This is a genomic window from Actinomyces ruminis (assembly GCF_002154335.2).
In the GTDB taxonomy this organism is placed as follows: Bacteria; Actinomycetota; Actinomycetes; order Actinomycetales; family Actinomycetaceae; genus Actinomyces; species Actinomyces ruminis.
The window spans coordinates 1-14,862 of the sequence record NZ_MTPX02000034.1 but is presented as its reverse complement, the minus strand read 5'-3'; the positions used below and the strand labels follow the sequence as shown (position 1 = coordinate 14,862).

Here is a 14,862-nt window from a genome sequence, read left to right as displayed (position 1 = left end):
GAACGGCACGAACGCCACCACCGGCCCAGCGATCAACACTGACCACCACCCGTTTGATGTACCATCAAACATAACAACCCACCAACCCCACGTCAACCCCCAAAACCAATCTGCCCCAAACAGCCAACCACAGTGCCCTCGGCCTGCTTCACGGCGTCATCGTCCTGGCAGTCGCTACTAGCTGTGGCGCATCACCAGCATTCGGCGAGCATGCGCGACGTGAGTACCAACCGCAATCGCCTGGTGGCCCTGACCGGCCCCTGCTCGTGGCCGGTGCGCTGCTCGGCGGGGGCGTCCGGCTCGGCCTGCTGGTCATCGTGGCCCTGGGCGAGACCGTAGTGGGCATCGGTGAGCCGCTGAGCGAGGCCGAATCCGTCACCTGGCAGCAGGCGGTCGCTGTGCTCGCGGCCTTCATGCCGGTCGGCGGCCTGCGGTGGTCCTCCTTCCACCACTCCAGCGGCCCGGTGCTGCAACTGCTGGAGACCGCGCGCACGCCCTTCGACGCCGTGAGGGGGGTACTCGTCTACGGGCATCTGAGTCTCATCGGTGGCATCATCGCCGTCGCCGCCAGCTTCCACAGCGCGCTAGAGGAGCCCGAAGCCCCATGGAATGGAAGACGGCGGTGCTGCTGCGTCTGGGCGTGGCCGCCGTTGTCGCCCTGGTCATGTCCGCCTGGGAGACCTTGGCGCCGGCGTCTGCCGATCTGCCCGCACCAGAAGACTTCCGCTGCGAGGCTGCACCCTCACCGACTCCTGCCCCCGTTGACTGACGCGGAGCAATGTCCGCATCCGACACAGACGAGCCCGCGCTGACGATCGCGTATGCGCACCTGCTACCGTCGTCGCCGGCGGCCTTCCGGCCGCACTTCCCAACCTGAGCCGGCTCAAACTCGGCCCCTCCCAGCCCACGCTTCGCCGATGGGTCGACTCCCCCTCACGGAAGGACATCATGTTCATCATCGTCCCCACCACGCCCCTGGACGCCAACACGATCCGCGCGATCGCGGAGTCCACCAATTCCATGCTGAAGGACCAGGCCGCCAAGCAGACCGCGCGCGACACCCGCACAGCCGGTAGCCGCCGCCACACCCCCGTCGGCTCCCGGCCGGTGGCACTGCCGACGAGCTGACGGCGGCACCTGCCCGCAACAACACGGGAATGGAGGACGAATCCGGCGCCACCGCACCAACCGCTAGCATGTCAGCATGATCGGCGAGGATCGGCAGGTCGCCACCCGGTCCTTGGCGACCAAAGGCGTCGTCGTCGATCATCTTTTGGAAGTCGGCGTCGCGATCCGCAGGCCGGGAGCAGTTGGGAGACGATGTGGACGGCGAGGTGCACGATGACGCAGCGCTTCCCCGGGCGCTGGACCTGCTCGCCGGGAGGTTCCCCCTCTACGACTGGACCTACAGAGAGGTGCCTGGAACCAGCGGCGCCGAGGTCGGTTTTGAGTGGTTCGGCGAAGACGATGAGGAGGTCATGGTCTGCGTCTTCCGCGGCAGCAACATCGGCGAGCGCTTCCACCGCCACGGGTTCTTCTTCCTCAACTACGCCTACCGGGGTGACTATCGGGCTCTGAGTCACCGGCCCGACAACCTGGTGACGGTGCACGAGGGCCAGATGTACGCGGGCCAGCCCTTCCACGGCTATGCCCTGCGCTCCAGCGTCGGCGAGCAGTGCACAATCGTGGGCGTGCTGGTGCGCACCCAGACCTTCTACCGGGAGTTCCTCCCGCCGGTCATGGCCGACGCCGAGCTGCTGAACTTCTACTTGGGCCCACGCGAGGACGCCTTCAGTGACGAGTTCAGACACGTCACCATCCCCGGCTGCTCCCCGGTACGGCGGCTGCTGGAGATGATGGTGGTGGAGTACGCCAATCGCCGCAGCGATTCCCAGCAGATCCTCAAGCCACTGGCCCTGGCGCTGGTAGAGCTGGTGGCCCGGGAATGGCGCGCGGAGCACGCAGGGCGCTCGGGACGAGCCGAGACCGGGAGCTCCGAATGCAGCGGCGGAATCGGCGTCGGAGCCGGCAGCCCCGGGCAAGCCGGAGATTTTGACAGGCCCGTCTCCTCCACCGTTATTGACGCCGTGTCCCGGGATCTGGGGCACGTCAGTCTGCGCGCGTTGGCCGGCCGATTGGGTTACCACCCCAACTACCTGAGCACACTGGTGCGCAAGGAGACGGGGAAGAGCTTCTCCCAGTTGGTACTCCAGTTGCGCATGGAGCGTGCCGCCCTCCTGGTGGACCGGACCACGCTGGCGGTGGAGGAGATCGCCCGGAACGTGGGCTACTCCTCCACGAGCAACTTCTACCGGGCTATATGGGCTACTTCGGTCACTCTCCGCGGGGAACCAGCCAGGCCTAGCCCCTGCCCGGTACGGGGAGCAGCCCGGGGCGCGCAGGCCGAAGTCTGAGGATCTACCCCGGTGGAGCTGAGGAATGGGCGCTGCGCGGGGCGATGCCCGAGTGACAGGCTTCGGGATGGGCCAGTAAGCAGGAGGACACCATGACCGTACAGCCACCCGCCTCACCCGACTCGTCTGCCGCAGCCGCGCCAACCACCATGAGCGAACTGGACAAGCTCGAGGCGGGTCTGGAGTACCGCTACGACGATCCCGCGGTCGCCCGGCGCAAGGACACCGCCTCCGCGCTCTGCCGCAGACTCAACGACTGCGATCCTCTGGACGCGGCCGCGCGCGAGGCCGCAGCCCGCGAGCTCCTGGGCTCGGCCGGGGAAGGCTTGGACATCCAGCCCGGTTTCCACTGCGACTACGGGAAGAACATCCACGTGGGCAGGAGCTTCACCGCCAACTACAACGTCACCATCCTGGACGGCGCGCCGGTGCGCATCGGCGACTACTGCATGGTGGGACCGAACACGACCATCGCCACCACCGGCCACCCGCTCAGCGCCGCGGCGCGTCGGGAGCGCAAGGCGGTCAGCCGCCCCATCACCATCGGCGACGACGTATGGCTGGGCGGCAATGTCACCGTCCTGCCAGGCGTGACCATCGGCAGCAACGTCGTCGTGGCCGCGGGCGCCGTCGTCACCAAGGACGTCCCCGGCGGGAGCGTCGTCGCCGGGGTGCCCGCCCGGGTGGTGCGCACCCTCAACGGCGACTGAGCCCTTTTGTGTCGGCTGGGCCAGGAAACTCAGAGCAATCGGGAGACAACCATGCAGGACATCACCGGGAAGACCGCCATCATCACGGGCGCGAGCTCCGGCATCGGCCGGGCCTCCGCCCTCGCCCTGGCCGGAGAGGGGGTGAACCTCGTGCTGACCGCCCGCTCCGAGGACAAGCTGGCGGGCATCGCACAGCAGTGCCGCGATCTGGGTGTACAGGCCGTCTACTACGCCGGTGACGCCCGTGAGGAGGCCACCGCGGCCGAGACCGTCGGGCTCGCCGTGGAGACCTTTGGGAGCATCGACATCCTCGTCTCCAACGCGGGCATCGGCATCGCCGGACCATTCCTGGACTCGACCATGGAGACCTACGACGTGCAGATGGACACCAACGTGCGCTCGTCCTACGCATTCTGTCTGCACGCCCTGCCCGAGATGCTCAAGCAGGAGGAGTCCCAACTCATCATCGTCTCCTCCGTCACCGGCATCAGCGGTCACGCCATGGAGGTCGCCTACTCCGCCACCAAGTTCGCCAACCGGGGCATGGCGCAGGCACTCAACCGTGAGTTCCGTGAGCAGGGACTCAAGGTCTGCACCCTGTGTCCGTCGGCCACCAACACCGAGTTCCAGGTGGGGGCCGGGCGCACGCACGAAGAGAATGACGCCCGCCTCATGCTGCTACCGCAAGACGTGGCCGACGCCGTCGTGTTCGTCTGCAAGCAGAGCAGGGGCACCAGCCGCGTGATGGAGATGACCCTGGCCGCCATGTCCGGGAACTGATCCCGCTCCCTCGCCGAGACCGGTAGAAGTCACGTGCCGAGGTCGGTTCACCGTTGTCCCCGAGGAGCGCAGATAGGTAGGCTGAGCGACTGTCCTATTTACCGAGAAGCTGATAGAAGTCCTCTGTGAAGACCATACGTACGCTCATGCGCAGCCTGCGCGAGTACAGAACGGCGTCGGTGCAGGCGCCGCTGTTCATGGTGGGTGAGGCCGGGCTCGAGTGCATCCTGCCCCTCATGATGGCCGAGCTCATCGACACCCTCACCGGCAGCTCCATGGGCCCGATTCTGCGCATCGGTCTGGTGCTGGTGCTCATGGCCATGATCTCGCTGGCGTGCGGCATCATGTCCGGCGTGCGCGCCGCCACCGCCGCCGCCGGCCTGGCCCGCAACCTGCGTCAGGACCTGTTCTACCGGGTGCAGGAGTTCTCCTTCGCGGACATCGACCGCTTCTCGGCATCGTCGCTGGTCACCCGCATGACCACCGACGTCACCAACGTGCAGAACGCCTATCAGATGATCATCCGCGTGGCCGTGCGCGTGCCCCTGATGGTGATCTTCTCGATCATCATGACGCTGACGATCAACGCCCGCCTGGCACTCATCTTCATCGTCATGCTGCCGCTGCTCGGTGGCGCACTCATCGGTCTGGCCGCCTATGTGTTCCCCATCTTCCGGCGGATCTTCAAGAAGTACGACGCCCTGAACAACTCCGTGCAGGAGAACGTCTCTGCGATCCGCGTGGTGAAGTCCTTCGTCACCGAGGAGCACGAGAAGACCAAGTTCCGTGCCGCCTCCCAGCAGGTGCGCAAGGACTTCACCTACGCCGAGAAGATCCTGGCACTCAACGGCCCGATCATGGTCTTCTTCATCTACGTGGCACTCATGCTGGTCAACTACCTGGGAGCCCGGGTGGTTGTCTCCAGCGGCGGCACCGAGCTGACCACCGGCGAGTTCTCCTCGCTGATGACCTACGGTGTGCAGATCCTCGCCTCAATGATGATGCTCGCCTTCATCTTCGTGATGGTGTCGATGTCGGCGGAGTCCGCCAACCGCATCGCCGAGGTAATCGAGCACGAGCCCACCCTCGTCTCCCCCGCCGACGGCCTCACCGAGGTGGCCGACGGCGAGGTCCGCTTCGAAGGCGTCTCCTTCCGCTACTCCGCCGACGCCGAGGCCGACGTCCTGCACAACATCGACCTGACCATCCCCTCCGGCTCCACCCTCGGCATCGTGGGCGGCACCGGATCAGCGAAGACCACCCTAATCCAGTTGATCTCCCGGCTGTACGACGTCACCGGCGGGAAGGTGAGCGTCGGCGGCGTCGACGTGCGCGACTACGACCTGGAGTCCCTGCGCGACGCCGTCGCCGTGGTCCTGCAGAAGAACGTCCTGTTCGCCGGCACCATCAAGGAGAACCTGCGCTGGGGCGACCCCGACGCCACCGACGCCGAGCTGGTCCACGCCTGCGAGCTCGCCCAGGCGGACGAGTTCATCCGCCAGTTCCCCGACGGCTACGACACCCGCATCGAGCAGGGCGGCACCAACGTATCCGGCGGCCAGAAGCAGCGCCTGTGCATCGCCCGCGCCCTGCTCAAACGGCCGAAGATCCTGATCCTGGACGACTCGACCTCCGCCGTCGACACCCGCACGGACGCCCTCATCCGCCGCGCCTTCGCCGAGGAGATCCCGGACACCACCAAGATCATCATCGCCCAGCGGCTTTCCTCCGTGGAGCACGCCGATCAGATCGTCGTCCTCGACGACGGCCGCATCCTGGAGCACGGCACGCACGCCGAGCTCATGGCGGCCGGCGGGGAGTACCAGCAGATCTACGAGTCCCAGAACCGCACCAGCCAGGAACAGGAGGTGGCGTGACCGTGGCACGCAACCGCACCGACCGGCCCGAGGAGCGTCCCGACGCCGAGCAGCCGACCGCCGTCGCCCCGCAGCAGAGCGCCGGGGCTGGGGACCAGCCCGACCCGCACGACCTGCCGCGCATTGCGCACCCGGCCCGCCGCCTGGCGGCCTACGTCTTCCACTACTACCCGTGGCGGCTGATCGTCTCCGCCATCAGCATCGTCATCGCCTCGGTCGCCTCAACGGTCGCCGCGATCTTCATGCAGCGGGTGGTCGACGAGGTCATCACCCCCGGCCTGAGCACCGGGCTCGACGCCGTCATGCCCACGCTCGTGCACATCATCACCGCCATGGGCGTGGTCTACGGCCTCGGCGTGATCACCAACTTCCTGTTCTCACGGATCATGGCCGTGGTCACCCAGGGCTCGCTCAAGCACATGCGCGACGACATGTTCGACCGCATGCAGTCCCTGCCGATCAAGTACTTCGACACCCACGCCCACGGCGCGATCATGTCGACCTACACCAACGACACCGACGCCGTGCGCCAGCTGATCGGCCAGTCGGTGCCCACGCTCATCCAGTCTGCCCTGACGCTCAGCGCCATGCTGGCGATGATGCTCTACTACAGCCTGTGGCTAACCCTCCTGGTGGCCGTCGCGGCCGCGGTGATGGTGGGCGCCACCCGAAACCTGGGCGGGAAGTCGTCGCGCTACATGGTGGCCCAGCAGCAGTCGCTGGCCACGGAGGAGGGCTTCATCGAGGAGATGATGGGCGGCCAGAAGGTGGTCCAGGTCTTCAACCACGAGGAAGCCGCCAAGGCTGACTTCGACGCTCTGAACCAGCAGCTGTTCTCCGACTCTGAGAAGGCCAACCAGTACGGCAACATCCTCGCCCCGGCGATGGGCAACCTGGGCAACCTGCTGTATGTGCTGGTCGCCATTGTGGGCGGGCTGCTCATCCAGCTGCAGGTAACCAATATCGGTTTCTCCGGCATGGGCACCATCACCGTCGGCATCATCGTCTCCTACCTGGCGATGGTGCGGCAGCTGTCCCAGACCATCAACCAGGCCTCTCAGCAGGTCGCCCTGATCGCCATGGGGCTGGCCGGCGCCGGCCGCGTCTTCGCCCTGATCGACGAGCAGCCCGAGCAGGACAGCGGTTACGTGGGCCTGGTCGACGCCGTCGAGACGGCCGACGGCGGCGTTCAGCCCGCCGACCACAAGACCGACGTGTGGGCCTGGCGCCACCCCCACCAGGCGGACGGCACCGTCACCTACACGCGGCTGCGCGGCGAAATCGTCATGAAGCACGTGGACTTCTCCTACGACGGCGTCAAGGAGGTCCTCCACGACGTCTCCCTGTGGGCCAAGCCGGGGCAGAAGATCGCCTTCGTGGGTGCCACCGGCGCCGGGAAGACCACGATCACGAACCTGATCAACCGCTTCTACGACATCGACGACGGCAAGATCCGCTACGACGGCATCAACATCAACAAGATCGCCAAGGCGGACCTGCGTCGCTCGCTGGGCGTGGTGCTGCAGGACGTGCGCCTGTTCACGGGCACCGTCATGGACAACATCCGCTACGGGCGCCTGGACGCCACCGACGAGGAGTGCATCGAGGCGGCGAAGCTGGCGAACGCCGACGCTTCATTCGCCGCCTGCCGCACGGCTACCAGACGGTCATCTCCGGCGACTCCTCGAGCCTGTCCCAGGGGCAGGCGCAGCTGCTGTCGATCGCCCGAGCCGCCGTCGCCGACCCGCCGGTGATGATCCTGGATGAGGCCACCAGCTCCATCGACACCCGCACCGAGGCCCTGGTGCAGGCGGGCATGGACAACCTCATGCGGGGCCGAACGGTGTTCGTGATCGCCCACCGCCTGTCCACGGTGCGCAACTCCGATGCAATCATGGTGCTCGACCACGGCCGCATCATCGAGCGCGGCAGCCACGACCAACTGATCGAGCAGCGCGGCACCTACTACCAGCTCTACACCGGCGCCTTCGAGCTGGAGTAGGCGCTCCATCTAAGCTCTCCTTTAGTTTCAGGCGGCACACACCACGAGTAACTAAAGTTTTTCTTTAGTTCATCTGCTACGCTTGTCACATGTCAACCCGGAATGATCTCCGCCGTTCGTTGGAAGGTACAGCCTTCCGTCAGCACGGTTTCTTCACGGCAGCTCAAGCCCTAGACGTCGGATACTCCTACCAGGCGCAGAAGTACCACGCAGATCGCGGCAACTGGGTCCGCGTTGATCGTGGGTTGTTCCGACTGCCCAACTGGCCGACCTCAGCAGATGACGAGTACGTGCGCGCTTGCCTCAGACTCGGCCGGGACGCCGTCATCTCACACGAAACCGCCCTGGCAGTCCATGACCTGTCCGATACGAACCCGGCGCGCATCAATGTAACGGTGCCCGGCGGTCGTCGTGAACAGAACGGCATCCTTTCCATTCACGAAGGCGCGGTACCCCCGGGCGACAGGGAGGACCGGGACGGTTGGAGGGTCACCACGGTGGAACGCACGCTTGCCGACGTCGCTTCCTCCACCTCCTCGCAGGAGCATCTGACCCAAGCCGTCCGTGAGGCGCTCGCCAACGAGGTGATTACTCCGCGTCGTCTACGTAACCGCGCGTCAGGGCTGAGCGATCGGGCGGCATTACGACTCGAACGGGCCGTTTCCACGGCCGTTGAGGAGATACAGTGAGGGACAGTTCGTACAAGGAGTCGGTGACCCAGCGACTATCCAACGAGGGCCGCCGTCTCGGCGTCGACCCGAACGTCATCATCAAGCGTTTTGCCTTTCAACGACTGCTCGCACGATTCGCTACGGATCCCAGATGGGTGCTCAAGGGCGGCTACGCGATGGAACTGCGACTTGGGCTGCATGCAAGAACCACGAAGGATCTGGACCTCGTCGTTCACGGCATTCAGAACGGACTGACTGCCGTCGCGGTCCAAGACCTGATTGACGAAGTCCTCGACCAAGATCTTGGCGACCGAGTGACCTTCAGGGTCGGGCTTCCCAAGACCGCGACTGCAGACGGAAACGCCGGTGAAACATGGAGGGTTGTGACGCGAGCCCTGCTGGACAACAGCGAGATCTGTTCGGTCAGGCTTGACGTGATGACAAATGCCGTGGACATGGGTGATACTGCTGACCGACTTCGCGTTGAACCGACGCTTCCAGAACTTCAAGGGTGCGAAGCGGTCACTATAGCCGCTATCGACCCAAATCAACAGGCAGCCGAGAAACTACACGCATGCGCACGGACATATGCTCACGATCGTCCCTCATCAAGGGTGAAGGACTTAGTGGATCTCGTCCTCCTTGTAGAGGCGGGACTGTTGGTGTCGAAGCGTCTCGGGGATGCTCTTCGTCGCGTGTTTGATGCGCGAGACGGCAGACTGCCACCACGCTCGTTGCCAAATCCACCTGATTTCTGGCGTACCAGCTACGAACAGATGGCAGCCGAGTTGCGGCTTGAGGCGAGCAAGTACGATGACGCGATAGCGCTCATTAGCGGCACTTACCAGCGCGCACTCATCCACGTCCCCGGTGACATTAACAGTAATGGGAAAGAGTAACTCTGGCATTGCGCAGAGGTTCATGACACCGAACCCACGTTGAGGTTAGACACCACTAGCCGGGGGCAGCACGACGCTGCGTTGGAGCGGCTGCGCACGATTGCGGATCCCACGCAGCCCGCTCCTGTGCCGATATGGGTAGCGCCGCAAAGCGCGTCGATCGACGACGGCACAACGCTTCTACGCCGCTGCTTTCCGCAGGGCGCGCAAACCCCACAGGCCGATGAGCGACAGCGCCGCTCCGAGCACGCCGGCGAGGACCAGGGGTATCTCGCCCCAGCCAAACCAAGCCACCGCGGCGAGCGAAACCAGCACCACCGCCTCGTTGCCCTCAACCATCCGGAGGACAACACGCTCGCGCATCGAACTCCGCTTGTGCACCCACGGCTGCACGCCCAGCGTCAACACCGGCAAACACAGGAGAAACACCACTGCCAACAATCCCGGGTCACCACCTTGGCAGCGAATCGTCGCTTCGACGGCGCACAATGACACAATCACTGCACTGGCAACCAGGTACCACGTCGTCGGCATCATTGGCCGCTCCGAGACAGCCGACCCTGAACGCACCGATTCTCGCTTCCGTTCCTGCACCTCAGTCATGACACGCTCCTTTGCGCCCTCAGGAATAATCACACGCAACCGGAACCATAGAGGACGAAGGCGCGAGGGTAAACGGCGCGCGGGCACCAGGAGGGTTATTCATAGGGGTGTGGGGGATTCGCGACACGCGCTTTGTGGTTGAGGGGTGGGACGGTCCGTTCCTGCGAGGATTCATTTGACCGTGAATAGCCTCGAAGAACGGACCGTCAGTCGTGAATGCTAGCACGAAGCTCAACCGCCACCAGCCCCCAGGACTTGTGCGCCATCCTGCACAGTCAGGGTGACCTGCCGGTGGCCGGGTCCCGGGTGCTGGGACTGTACAAGCGGGTCAAGCTGACCGTGATGGCCCTGCGGCACAACACCAGCCAGGAACTGCTGGCCGAGCTGTTCGACATCTCCCAGCCCACCGCCTCCCGCATCATCGGCGCCTACACCACCCTGATCGCCCACGCCCTGGGCGATGCCGTACCGACGGTGGAGGACCTGGACCCCACCCAAACCCTGATCATTGATGGCACAGTGCTGAAGTCCTGGGACTGGAAGGACGTCCCGGGACTGCTTGTCAGGCAAGTACCGCACCACCGGCTGAACGCCCCTGGTCGCCTGCACCCTGTCGGGGGCGATCGCCTGGGTGTCCGACCCGCTACCCGGATCGGTGCACGACGCCACCGCCCTGCGGGCCAGCGGCCTGCTGGACATCCCACCCCAAGACCTGCCCGAGGGTGCCACTGCTCCCCTCCATATCGGCGACAAGGGCTACATAGGGCTGGGCATGACCACCCCCGTCAACAAGCAACCCGGACAGCCCCTGCGGGAGTCCGACAAGACACTGAACACCTCCATCAACCGCATCCGCTACATGGTCGAAAGAGCCATCGCCAACCTCAAGACCTGGCGCGTCCTACACACCGGCTACAGAAGACCCATACAAACCTTCCCACAAACCATCACAACCGTACTCACCCTCATATTCACATACACCCCATGAATAACCCTCCAGGAGTAGGACGATTAACCACGCCCCACGATCTCACCAAACCAGCCGTCTAGGAACTAACAACATGCGACACTAGCATATCCCTCAGCAGGTAAAGTTCTCACGCCGATATCGTAGCCGTATCTCGTCCTGCGTTTCGGCAGTATCGGACTGAATGGAGTGCAATACTATCCACATTTGATAACGGCGTAAACCGTATTAGTCACCGAGCGAGGGGGGACCCAAGAGTAGGTCGTGGTATAAATGAGCCGCACGCGATGGTAATGAGATCCCCCACTGTTGTAGTGGGAAACAAACCAGGCGGTTTCATGATACCCCCATGTGGAGAACGATGAACTTGTGTGTGTACAGTGGTCGGAGCTAAATCTGATGCCGCTGGGCATGATCGCTGTAGACGCTACGGCCTGGCTAGCCGGAGATGCCGCGTGTGCAACGGGTGTGACGACGGCAGACAAGCCGAAGCACAACAAGGCTGACGACAATACTGATGCCAGTTTCGTCCTGAACTTCATGGCAGACTTCCTTTCAGGGATGAGAAACTATCTGTACGGAGCGACGAAACAAACTGCGTATCGGCGCCATCGCCCTTTGGTTTGCGTCGACACAACCTACAGATGGGTGTTAGCCCATCGCCTGCAACAGCGGAGTGTCAAGCGCGCGACGAGACTCATTTCAGATGCCCGCGAAAGTGGTTCGGTGCCTCATCTAGAACTGCCCGCGAGAGTCGCGGATCGTGGTGGGCATGCGCTTGTGGGTTGACCGGTGCAGGCCAGAGCGGAGGTCACTAGGAAGTACGCAGGGGCGTATGCCAAGGCGCCCTGAGAAGGACAAGGGGAGGATGCCGGGGCGAGGTGTGCGCGGTGACCGGTCGGGTGCCGGGAGGGCGCCAGGCGGCGCCTGAGGGCGGTGGCCAAGCGCCCTCCAGGAACTGGCAGGTCCGAGCCCAGGGGCAGGGCACGTAGAACACTCGCCGCGACGCATTAAAGGTCTTACAGCGAGTGTGGGCGGCCAGCGGCGGACAGTGCGGCAAATACTTGAAGGTGTCAATGCCGCTGCTGCTGGACCTGCTGGAAGCCGCGGGCGAGCTCGTAGACGGTCAGGGCCGATACAGCTGGACTGGGGGGTGCCCCTATGTGGTTTGTCAAGTGGCGGCGGGTAGTTGTTGTTGGGCTGGTGGGTCGTAGAGGGAGCCGTCTCGGACCCGTGGCGTATATGGGGTGAGGATGCGGCGGTGGGCGAGGGCGAGTTGGAACGCCAGGTTGTTTTAGGACTTGGGGGATGGCTTCCATTTCCTGTGATCTGATAGTGAGGATGATGGACATGACTTGAGGCGAAGTGCTCCGAGGAGTTCCGCGAGCAGGTTGCTCGCGAGGTGGTTGAGGGGGATCGGACGATAGCGTCGGTCGCGGCATCCTATGGTCTGGTGGCCCAGACCGTGGGGAACTGGGTCGCTAAGTACAGGAAGCAGCACGCCGACGCCCAGGAGCAGAGAAACGAGTCCGAGGCGCAGGAACTCGCTAGGGTCAAGGCTGAGCTGCACAAGGTGCGGATGGGGCAGTGAGTTCCCGCAAGAAAGCGGCGGCCTTCTTCGCGAAGGAACAAGAGTGACTCGCATCTACGAGTTCATTCACAGCGAGGAAGGCAACTACCCGATCGCCTGGATGTGCCAGTGGGCGAAGGTTTCCAAATCCGGCTACTACAACTGGCTGTCGCCTCCCGAGTCCGCCACCGCTGTTCAGCGCCGGGAGCTGGCCGGGTACATCAAGAAGATCTTTGATGAGTCTGATGGCACCTACGGGTATAGGCGCATCGCCGCCACACTGGATTGGCAGGGGGTGCCGGCCGATCCCGACACGGTCAGGTCGATCATGCGGGAGCTGGGCCTGAAAGCGGCACGGCCGCGCCGGAAGGTGTGCACCACCGTGCCGGCCGAGGACCTGGATGAGCGCCCCGACCTGGTCCAGCGGGACTCCCGCTGCCGAGGCCCCCGGGATCAAGTGGGTTGGGGATATTACCTACATTCCTACTTGGGTGGGATTCGTGTACCTGGCGACGGTTTTGGATTGTTGCACGAAGAAGGTGGTGGGGTGGGCTCTGGCGGATCATATGCGCACCGAACTGGTGTGCGAGGCCATCGACATGGCGGTGCGTAACTGCAGGCCGGCTCGTGGGGTGACTGTCTTTCATTCCGACCGCGGGGCGCAGTACACGTCCCAGGCCTTCGCTGACCACCTGGCCTCTTATGGTATTCGGCCGTCGGCGGGGCGTACCGGGGTGTGCTGGGACAATGCGTGGGCAGAGTCGTTCAAAGGCGTGTTCAATGGTCTGTGTAAGCCCTGATTGAGAGGACCTACTGTCATGACTGTGACTGATAAGGAGAAGACCGCCCCCTCTGGGACCGTTCCGACTGGTAGTGGTGTGGCCCGGGAGCTGGCCGCCTCTGGTGCGTTGGATGACCTGTTTGAGCAGGCCCGGGTCCGGCAAGGCGGGTGCTCACTGGTGCTGACGGGCTGCTGCCGGCGCTGTTGAAGGAGGCGCTGGAGCGGGGCCTGCAGGCAGAGCTGACCGATCACCTGGGCCACAGGGAAGGGCGAGCCGGCCAAGGCCGCCCGCGGTAACGCCCGTAATGGCACCACGACCAAGACGATCGACTCGGAGGTGGGCTCCTTCGAGATCGAGGTCCCCCGGGACCGGGCCGGCTCGTTTACGCCCCGCCTGGTGCGTAAGGGCCAGCGGCGCACGGGGCGGCCTGGATTCGATGATTGTGAGCCTGTACGCGGGCGGTATGACAGTGCGGGAGACCCCGCCCGCCACCTGGAGACCACCCTGGGTGTGGAGCTGTCGGCCGGGACGATCAGCAAGGTCACCGACGCCGTGTGCGAGGCGGTCATGGAGTGGCCCAACCGACCCCTGGAGGAGTTCTACCCGGTCATCTACCTCGATGCCATCCGCACCCAGGGTACGCGCCGACCACCGCGTGACCACCAGGTCAGCCCACATCGCTGTGGGGGACGGGCATGGACGGGATCAAGCACGTGACTTAAGTATCTGGGTGCAGGCCGAGGAGGGCGCCTCGTTCTGGGCGCACGTGTGCGCCGAGCTGGCCAACAGGGGCCTCATAGGGGCGTGCTTATCGTGTGCTGCGACGGGCTCGTCGGCCTGCCCCAGGGGCGACCCGAGGCAGGCCTGGCCCGACACTGCCTGGTGCAGACCTGCGTGGGTAGCACCCGCTTCCGCGCCCCTGGATGCGGTTCGTGGCCTATGGGGACCGCAGGCAGGCCTGCTAAAGCTCTCAAGCCCGTCTACACCGCCCCCAACGACCAGGCCGCCCCGGGGTGGCCCTGGCCGACTTCGCCGACCAGTGGGGCAGCAAGTACCCCCAGGGGCGGTGGCGACCAGCGGTGAGGGCATGGGAGCGGAACACAGCCGTTCCTGGCGTTCCCGCCGATGCTGCGCCGGGTCATCTCTCCCCCACTTCGTGGGAGGTACCCCCACCACCAACTCCATCGAGTCGCTGAACTACCAGCTGCGCAAGGTCTCGAAGAACCGGGGCCAGCACCCGCTCCGATGAGGCCGCCGCGGGTGCTGTTGTGGCTGGCCATCTGCAACATCGAGGACAAGCGCGCCAGAGAACGGGACAAGGAGAAGAACCTACCCGCCAGCAAGCGCAAGGCCAAGGGCCGCATGGTCGAAGGACAAGTCACCACCAACTGGAAACAAGCCCTCGCCCAACTCGCCGCCGCCTACCCCGAAGCGGACCCGCCCCTACCTGTAACAACAACCCGCTTACACAGAAACCTTGACAGGCTCCCAGAGAACGGGACAAGGAGAAGAACCTACCCGCCAGCAAGCGCAAGGCCAAGGGCCGCATGGTCGAAGGACAAGTCACCACCAACTGGAAACAAGCCC

At 64.5% G+C, this 14,862-nt stretch carries 15 protein-coding genes and 6 pseudogenes; 20 read left to right on the top strand and 1 reads right to left on the bottom strand.

Features of this window, described 5'->3' with window-relative positions; translation table 11 throughout:
- Positions 1 to 266: 266 nt before the first annotated feature.
- The 11 genes and pseudogenes from BW737_RS19865 to BW737_RS05425 all read left to right on the top strand — a co-directional run.
- Positions 267 to 542 (top strand): annotated as a pseudogene (locus BW737_RS19865) (low temperature requirement protein A); the annotation flags it as partial.
- Between the two features lie 62 nt (positions 543 to 604).
- Positions 605 to 769, top strand: a complete 165-nt coding sequence (locus tag BW737_RS17855) for a hypothetical protein (RefSeq protein ID WP_257210511.1) — start codon at positions 605 to 607, stop codon at positions 767 to 769.
- 179 nt (positions 770 to 948) lie between these two features.
- Positions 949 to 1,128 (top strand): hypothetical protein, encoded by a 180-nt coding sequence (locus BW737_RS05460; RefSeq protein WP_086615935.1) that lies wholly within the window; start codon positions 949 to 951, stop codon positions 1,126 to 1,128.
- Positions 1,129 to 1,310: 182 nt separating this feature from the next.
- A complete protein-coding gene (locus tag BW737_RS05455) occupies positions 1,311 to 2,414 on the top strand; it encodes a helix-turn-helix transcriptional regulator (protein WP_143233287.1) in 1,104 nt (367 codons plus the stop codon).
- A 92-nt stretch (positions 2,415 to 2,506) separates the two neighbouring features.
- Entirely contained in the window at positions 2,507 to 3,124 is a 618-nt protein-coding gene (locus BW737_RS05450) for a sugar O-acetyltransferase (protein WP_218961789.1), read from the top strand.
- A gap of 51 nt (positions 3,125 to 3,175) precedes the next feature.
- Positions 3,176 to 3,904, top strand: a complete 729-nt coding sequence (locus tag BW737_RS05445; RefSeq protein ID WP_086615933.1) for an SDR family oxidoreductase — start codon at positions 3,176 to 3,178, stop codon at positions 3,902 to 3,904.
- Positions 3,905 to 4,029: 125 nt separating this feature from the next.
- Entirely contained in the window at positions 4,030 to 5,781 is a 1,752-nt protein-coding gene (locus BW737_RS05440; protein WP_086615932.1) for an ABC transporter ATP-binding protein, read from the top strand.
- 113 nt (positions 5,782 to 5,894) lie between these two features.
- Positions 5,895 to 7,783, top strand: a pseudogene (locus BW737_RS05435) (ABC transporter ATP-binding protein).
- 89 nt (positions 7,784 to 7,872) lie between these two features.
- Positions 7,873 to 8,031 (top strand): annotated as a pseudogene (locus BW737_RS19860) (hypothetical protein); the annotation flags it as partial.
- A gap of 42 nt (positions 8,032 to 8,073) precedes the next feature.
- Positions 8,074 to 8,472, top strand: a complete 399-nt coding sequence (locus tag BW737_RS05430) for a type IV toxin-antitoxin system AbiEi family antitoxin domain-containing protein (RefSeq protein WP_180272073.1) — start codon at positions 8,074 to 8,076, stop codon at positions 8,470 to 8,472.
- Positions 8,469 to 9,353: a nucleotidyl transferase AbiEii/AbiGii toxin family protein gene (locus BW737_RS05425; protein ID WP_086615930.1), complete on the top strand. Its 885-nt coding sequence runs from the start codon at positions 8,469 to 8,471 to the stop codon at positions 9,351 to 9,353. The genes BW737_RS05430 and BW737_RS05425 overlap by 4 nt, the downstream gene beginning before the upstream one ends.
- Positions 9,354 to 9,533: 180 nt before the next feature.
- Here BW737_RS05425 and BW737_RS05420 read toward each other — a convergent pair whose 3' ends face one another.
- Entirely contained in the window at positions 9,534 to 9,956 is a 423-nt protein-coding gene (locus BW737_RS05420) for a hypothetical protein (RefSeq protein WP_086615929.1), read from the bottom strand.
- 216 nt (positions 9,957 to 10,172) lie between these two features.
- Here BW737_RS05420 and BW737_RS19855 point away from each other — a divergent pair.
- The 9 genes and pseudogenes from BW737_RS19855 to BW737_RS17835 all read left to right on the top strand — a co-directional run.
- Positions 10,173 to 10,355, top strand: a pseudogene (locus BW737_RS19855) (transposase family protein); the annotation flags it as partial.
- A 232-nt stretch (positions 10,356 to 10,587) separates the two neighbouring features.
- Positions 10,588 to 10,944 carry a transposase family protein gene (locus tag BW737_RS17850; RefSeq protein WP_257210510.1) on the top strand — a complete coding sequence of 119 codons (357 nt, stop codon included), beginning with the start codon at positions 10,588 to 10,590 and terminating at the stop codon, positions 10,942 to 10,944.
- A 330-nt stretch (positions 10,945 to 11,274) separates the two neighbouring features.
- Positions 11,275 to 11,712 (top strand): hypothetical protein, encoded by a 438-nt coding sequence (locus tag BW737_RS15615; RefSeq protein WP_143233285.1) that lies wholly within the window; start codon positions 11,275 to 11,277, stop codon positions 11,710 to 11,712.
- Positions 11,713 to 12,298: 586 nt separating this feature from the next.
- Positions 12,299 to 12,514, top strand: a pseudogene (locus BW737_RS05400) (transposase); the annotation flags it as partial.
- A gap of 43 nt (positions 12,515 to 12,557) precedes the next feature.
- The gene (locus BW737_RS05395) at positions 12,558 to 13,106 is read left to right on the top strand and encodes an IS3 family transposase (RefSeq protein ID WP_086615927.1); all 549 of its coding nucleotides are present in this window, start codon (positions 12,558 to 12,560) and stop codon (positions 13,104 to 13,106) included.
- Positions 12,994 to 13,293 carry a DDE-type integrase/transposase/recombinase gene (locus tag BW737_RS19850; protein ID WP_420835709.1) on the top strand — a complete coding sequence of 100 codons (300 nt, stop codon included), beginning with the start codon at positions 12,994 to 12,996 and terminating at the stop codon, positions 13,291 to 13,293. The genes BW737_RS05395 and BW737_RS19850 overlap by 113 nt, the downstream gene beginning before the upstream one ends.
- A 318-nt stretch (positions 13,294 to 13,611) precedes the next feature.
- A complete protein-coding gene (locus BW737_RS17845; RefSeq protein ID WP_420835708.1) occupies positions 13,612 to 13,992 on the top strand; it encodes a transposase in 381 nt (126 codons plus the stop codon).
- On the top strand, positions 13,895 to 14,524 hold the full coding sequence (locus tag BW737_RS19845; RefSeq protein ID WP_420835707.1) for a transposase: 630 nt from the start codon (positions 13,895 to 13,897) through the stop codon (positions 14,522 to 14,524). The genes BW737_RS17845 and BW737_RS19845 overlap by 98 nt, the downstream gene beginning before the upstream one ends.
- Before the next feature lie 11 nt (positions 14,525 to 14,535).
- Positions 14,536 to 14,862, top strand: a pseudogene (locus tag BW737_RS17835) (hypothetical protein); the annotation flags it as partial.